6 protein-coding genes are annotated in these 5,575 nt (G+C 66.1%); 1 reads left to right on the forward strand and 5 read right to left on the reverse strand.

The window, feature by feature from the left end; all coding sequences use genetic code 11:
* Positions 1 to 761 (forward strand): DUF481 domain-containing protein (locus tag D7X99_RS41325; RefSeq protein WP_233614203.1); only part of this gene is annotated, 761 nt, incomplete at its 5' end.
* A gap of 100 nt (positions 762 to 861) precedes the next feature.
* Here D7X99_RS41325 and D7X99_RS41330 read toward each other — a convergent pair.
* Genes D7X99_RS41330 through D7X99_RS41350 form a run of 5 tightly spaced genes read right to left on the reverse strand, consistent with a single transcriptional unit; the run spans position 862 to position 5,546 of the window.
* Positions 862 to 1,302, reverse strand: a complete 441-nt coding sequence (locus D7X99_RS41330; protein ID WP_121782512.1) for a cytochrome C oxidase subunit IV family protein — start codon at positions 1,300 to 1,302, stop codon at positions 862 to 864.
* Between the two features lie 10 nt (positions 1,303 to 1,312).
* Positions 1,313 to 1,975, reverse strand: a complete 663-nt coding sequence (locus D7X99_RS41335; protein WP_121782513.1) for a cytochrome c oxidase subunit 3 family protein — start codon at positions 1,973 to 1,975, stop codon at positions 1,313 to 1,315.
* On the reverse strand, positions 1,968 to 3,644 hold the full coding sequence (locus tag D7X99_RS41340) for a cytochrome c oxidase subunit I (RefSeq protein WP_121782514.1): 1,677 nt from the start codon (positions 3,642 to 3,644) through the stop codon (positions 1,968 to 1,970). Before D7X99_RS41340 ends, D7X99_RS41335 begins: the two co-directional genes overlap by 8 nt.
* On the reverse strand, positions 3,628 to 4,674 hold the full coding sequence (gene coxB / locus D7X99_RS41345) for a cytochrome c oxidase subunit II (protein ID WP_120567457.1): 1,047 nt from the start codon (positions 4,672 to 4,674) through the stop codon (positions 3,628 to 3,630). The genes D7X99_RS41340 and coxB overlap by 17 nt, the downstream gene beginning before the upstream one ends.
* Positions 4,671 to 5,546, reverse strand: a complete 876-nt coding sequence (locus D7X99_RS41350) for an SCO family protein (protein ID WP_120580873.1) — start codon at positions 5,544 to 5,546, stop codon at positions 4,671 to 4,673. The genes coxB and D7X99_RS41350 overlap by 4 nt, the downstream gene beginning before the upstream one ends.
* Positions 5,547 to 5,575: the final 29 nt, after the last annotated feature.

Here is a 5,575-nt window from a genome sequence, read left to right on the forward strand (position 1 = left end):
CCCCCGAGGCCGCCGCCGCGGCCCCCGCGAAGCCCAGCGTCTGGGACGTCAGCGTGGGCCTGAGCCTCATCTCCCTCACCGGCAACGCGTCCACGCTGACGGTGAGCGGCCTGGCCAGCGCGCTGCGCAAGACGGAGCACTGGATCTACTCCGTGAAGGCCTACGGCGCGTACGGCCGCAGCCGCGCGCCCCAGGTGGAAGGGGTGGTGGAGTCCCCGTCCCAGGTGGTGGCCCTCAACGCCGGCGTCGAGCTGCGTGGGGACCGCCGCTTCACGCAGGAGATCAGCGGCTACCTGCTGACCGGCGTCGACACGGACCACATCAAGAGCGTGGAGGCGCGGCCCTACGGTGAAGCCGGTGCCAGCATCTTCTGGTTCGACACCAAGAGGGATGAGAAGGCCAGCGTGCGCGAAACCGTCCTGCGCACCGACTTCGCCTTCCGCTACGCACGCGAGATGCGCTTCCAGTACTACCCGGATCGCGTGGACCTGCCGGATGTGGACCTGGGCGGTCCGCGCTTCGGCGCCCTGTTCCGCTACGGCGTCTCCAAGGACATCACCTTCCAGGAAGAGGCGGAGATCCTGGTCAGCGTCATCTCCGACGCGCGCATCCTCTTCAGCAGCCAGACGCAGGTGATGGCGAACCTCACCGACGCGCTGGCCCTGGGCGTGGGCTTCCTCGTGAAGTCCGACAGCGCTCCGCCCCCGGGCAAGGTGCCCACCGACACGGCGCTCTCCTTCAACCTGACCGTCGCCCTGTAGTCCCCCCTGCGGGCACCCAAGCCCGCCAAAAGCGACGCGGCGCCAGGGAAGAATCCCGGGCGCCGCGTTCGTGCTTCAGGGGACTGCGGAAAGCGACGAACTACTCGTGCGTTTCGTGTCCCTGCTTCTGGATCTGCTGGTGGCCACCCGTGCGGCCTTCCGTCGGGTTCGCTCCGATGTCCACCGCCTGCAGGTCGCTGTACTGCGACCCCGGAGGGTTGGCCAGACGGAAGCGGGTGCCCAGGTCCATCAGCGAGAAGCCGATGAGCAGCACCACGAACAGGATGGACACGCCGAACACCAGGCGGTTGGCGCCCTGGTGCTCCGACAAGTGCATGAAGTACAGCGCCACCAGCGTGCCCTTCACGCTGGCGATGACGAGCGCGAGCACCAGACCGAAGTCAGGCAGGTGCATGCGGCCGGTGAACACCGTGACGAGCGTGAGCACCAGCAGGGCAATCCAGATGACCACGTAGCGCCCGGCGCCGTGGTGCGCCTGCATGTTGTGCTCTTCCTGATGCGATTCGTTGGCGATGGCCATGTCGTAACCCTCAGACCAGGTACAGCATCGGGAAGAGGAAGATCCACACCAGGTCGACGAGGTGCCAGTACATGGAGCCCAGCTCGACCTGCGTGTAGTTGTTCGCGTTGAAGTCCCCGACGCGGTACGCGCGCACCGTGGCGAACGCCAGCACCGTCATGCCGATGACGACGTGCAGCGCGTGCAGGGCGGTGGAGGCGAAGTACACCGTGAAGTACAGCGGCGCGCCCGGCAGCTGGATGCCTTCGTAGAAGTAGTAGCGGCCCGGCAGCGTCCCGATGTGGAACTTGTGCTTGTACTCGAAGAACTTGATGACGAGGAAGCCCACCGCCATCAGGAGGGTGAGCACGTTCATGTGCCCCACCATCTTGTTGTTCCCCTCCTTGGCGTAGTGCACCGCCATGGCGGCGGTGAACGAGGAGGTGATGAGCACCACCGTGTTGATGGTGCCCATCGTCAGGTCCAGGCTGCGGCTGGACGCCGCCCACGCTTCCGGGAACAGGAAGCGGTAGGCCGCGTAGCACGCGAACAGACCGGCGAAGAGCAGGATTTCCGTGGCGAGGAACAGCCACATGCCCAGCCGCGCCGCGTGCTTCTGCACCTCCAGCGACGCGAAGTGAGCGGCCAGCTTGGGTCCGGGCACCGAGCCCGGCGTCACGTGAGCGCTAGACATCCGACACCTCGCCCTGGGCCTTCTTCGGATCCACGTAGAAGTGCGGCTCCTCGGGATACGTCGGCTGGGGCCCGATGAAGTTGTGCGTGGGCGGCGGAGAGCGGGTCAGCCACTCGTAGCCCTTGCTGTGCCACGGGTTGTCCACGCGCTCGCCGTAGATGAGCGCGTAGGTCAGGTAGATGGCGATGATGATGAAGCCGAACGCGAGCAGCGACGCACCGGCCGTGGACGCCACGTTCAGCGCCTGGAAGCGCTCCGGGTACTCGTAGTAGCGGCGCGGCATGCCCGCGTTGCCCACGAGGAACTGGGGGATGAACGTCGCGTTGAAGCCCAGGATGATGAGCGCCGCGGAAACCAGGCCCCACCCCTCGTGGTACATCTTCCCGAACATCTTCGGGAACCAGTAGTGGAGCGCGGCCAGGAAGGCCATGATCGTCGCGCCCACCATGATGAAGTGGAAGTGCGCCACGACGAAGTAGGTGTCGTGCCACGCCACGTCCAGCGACACCGTCGCCACCGCGATGCCCGTCATGCCGCCGAACACGGTGAAGAACAGGAAGCCGCAGAAGTAGGCGAACGGGGTGCTGAACTCCACCGCGCCCTTGTAGACGGTGCCCACCCAGTTGAAGACCTTGATGGCCGTGAACACGCCCACCAGCATCGACAGCACGCCGAACACGCCGGCGTTGAAGGTCGACTGGCCGGACACGAACATGTGGTGGCCCCAAGCGAAGAAGCCCACGAACGCGATGCCCACGCTGGAGTACGCCACCGCGCGGTAGCCGAAGATGTTCTTGCGGCTGAACGTGGAGACGACCTCGCTCATCACGCCGAACGCCGGCAGCACCATGATGTACACGGCCGGGTGGCTGTAGAACCAGAACAGGTGCTGGAAGAGCACCGGGTCACCGCCGCGGGCCACGTCGAACATGCCCAGGCTGAACAGGTTCTCCGCCGTCACCAGCAGGAGCAGCAGGCCAATCACCGGCGTCGCCAGCACCTGGATGCAGCTGGTGGCGTAGAGCGCCCACACCATCAGCGGCATCTTGAACCAGGTGATGCCCGGCGCGCGCATGGTGTGCGTGGTGACGATGAAGTTCATGCCCGTGAGGATGGAGCTGAACCCGATGATGAACGCGCCGAACAGCACCGGCGCCACCGTGGTCGTCGTGTGCGCGCTGTACGGCGTGTAGAACGTCCAGCCGGTGTCCAGGCCGCCGTTGAGCATGCCCCAGAGCGCGAAGCCCGCGCCCGCCAGGTACACGTAGAGCGACAGCAGGTTCAGCCGCGGGAACGCCACGTCCTTGGCGCCCAGCATCAGAGGCAGCAGGAAGTTGCCGAAGATGGCCGGGATGGCGGGGATCATGAACAGGAAGATCATGACCACGCCATGCAGCGTGAAGACGCGGTTGTACGTCATCGCGTCCATGATGGTCGGACCGGGCGTGAGCAGCTCGATCCGGATGAGCAGCGCGAAGATGCCGCCCACCAGGAAGAAGAGCAGGATCCACGCCATGTACATGATGCCGATGCGCTTGTGGTCCACCGTCAGCAGCCACGACTTCACCGTGGTGCCGTCCGTCAGGTAGCTCGGGTGGTGGCCGTGGTCGTCGTGCGCCTCATGGCCGGGGACGGCCCCCGGCGCGGCGATGCTACTGGATGGGGTCATAGGCGGGGCCCTCGGAAGCGGTCTCACGCACGTTCGCGGTGCGCAGCGTCTTGATGTACTCGACGATGGCGGCCGACTCGGGGCCCTGCAGCTTGCCCTGGTAGGTCGGCATCACGTTCTGGTAGCCGGCGACGATGTGCGCGCCCGGGTCCATCATCGACTGGGTGATGTAGGCTTCGTCCACGCGGATGCTCTGGCCATCGTCGAGCTTCTCTTCACGCTCGTACATGCCCAGGAAGGTGGGGCCGATGTGCTTGGAGCCGTCCACCGAGTGGCACTTGAGGCAGCCCTGCGTGCCCACCAGCTTCTGGCCCTGCTCGGCCATGCGGGCGACAGGGGGCACCAGCGAGGTGTCCGCCAGCGCGTCCTGCCGGTCCTGCAGGCGGCCACGCTGCTGCTCCTTCAGCCAGTTCTCGTAGTCCTCCGGCGCGAGCACGACGACCTCCGCCAGCATCTTCGAGTGCGACAAGCCGCAGTACTCGGTGCAGAGCACCTGGTACGTGCCGGGCTTCGTCGCCTCGAACCAGGCCTGCGTGTAGCGGCCCGGCAGCGCGTCCATCTTGATGCGGAAGGACGGGACGTAGAAGGAGTGGATGACGTCGCGGGACGTGATGAGCAGGCGCACCGGGCGGTGAGCCGGCACGTGCAGCACGTTCACGCCGTTGGGGCCCTCCGGATAGGAGAACTTCCACATCCACTGCTTGCCCATGACGTAGACATCCATCGAGTCCTTGGGCGGAGTGGTGAACCAGGTGAAGTCCCGGAACCCGATGGCGAACCACGCCAGGAAGAACACCAGCGGAACGGAGACGAAGAGGAACTCCGTCTTCAGGTCCGGCACCACGTATTCCGTGTGCTGGTGGGCCTCCCGCCGACGGTAGCGGAAGAACATGAAGAGCGCCGCGAGGCCGACGCCCGCGGACATCACCATCGTCGTGCCGACGACGAAGTAGTGCAGGAAGTCGACCCGTTCCGCGAACGTGGACGCGCGCTCCGGGAGGAACAGGAATTGGTTGGCCAGGTCGCTCATGTAGTCGCGCCTTTCTTCAGCTCGCGCCTCCAGAAATAGATCAGCATCGTGGCCAGGGCGCCAAAGACAGCCAGGGAGCCCAGGCGGATGAACCCGAAGATGTAGAAACCGTACCGCCGCGTGGCGGTGTCATACTTGAAACAGGACATGACGATGCGATCGACGCTCGTCCCGACCCGACCGCCCGCTGCTTCCAGCAGCGAAAGCTTCACGTCCTTGCGGTCGAACGACGTGCCGTAGAGGTAGCGGGAGATGCTCCCCTCCGGGGTGAGCACGGTGACCACCGCGGGGTGGGCGTACTGCTTCGTGCTCGGTTCATACGTGTATTTGAAGCCCACGGCATCGGCGAGCTTGTGGATGTTCTCGTCGGTGCCGGTGAGGAAGTGCCACGGAGCCGTCTCCGGCTTGCCCATGGACTGGAGGTACTTGCGCCGCCGCTCGGTGCTCTGCGCCGGGGTGTCCTTGGGGTCGATGCTGACGGTGACGGCCTCGTAGTCCTTGCCCAGCTCCAGGCCCAGCTCGCGCATCACGCGGACCTGCTCGTTGATGACGAGGTTACAGAGCATGGGGCACTCGTAATAGACGAGCGTGAGCAGGGTGGGGCGCGTCTTCGACAGCAGCGTGCCCAGCCGCACCTCTTCCCCGGTGGAGTCCAGGAAGCGCGTCTCCAGGGGGAGCGGATCCCCCAGGTGCTCCTCCACGTCCACGCCCGTCACCGGCGGGGGCAGGTCGGAGTCCGCCTCCACGATGGCGCGGGGCGTCTTGCCTCCACCCGGCAGGGCGAACGCGGGCGTGGCGCTGGTGAGCACCAGCGCGAGCGCCGCGAGGAGCCCGGCGGCGCGGGCGGAGGAGAGCGGAAGAAGAGACGGCATGGCGGGGGACGGCTCGGGGGCAGGAGGAG

Origin of the sequence: Corallococcus sp. AB032C (assembly GCF_003668935.1) — a bacterium.
Classification (GTDB): domain Bacteria; phylum Myxococcota; class Myxococcia; order Myxococcales; family Myxococcaceae; genus Corallococcus; species Corallococcus exiguus.

Bases quoted from the DNA above. Each gene is read 5' to 3' on its own strand.
- D7X99_RS41335 (WP_121782513.1), bottom strand. From the start codon at position 1,975: ATGTCTAGCGCTCACGTGACGCCGGGCTCGGTGCCCGGACCCAAGCTG.
- D7X99_RS41340 (WP_121782514.1), bottom strand. From the start codon at position 3,644: ATGACCCCATCCAGTAGCATCGCCGCGCCGGGGGCCGTCCCCGGCCAT.
- D7X99_RS41330 (WP_121782512.1), bottom strand. From the start codon at position 1,302: ATGGCCATCGCCAACGAATCGCATCAGGAAGAGCACAACATGCAGGCG.
- D7X99_RS41350 (WP_120580873.1), bottom strand. From the start codon at position 5,546: ATGCCGTCTCTTCTTCCGCTCTCCTCCGCCCGCGCCGCCGGGCTCCTC.
- coxB (WP_120567457.1), bottom strand. From the start codon at position 4,674: ATGAGCGACCTGGCCAACCAATTCCTGTTCCTCCCGGAGCGCGCGTCC.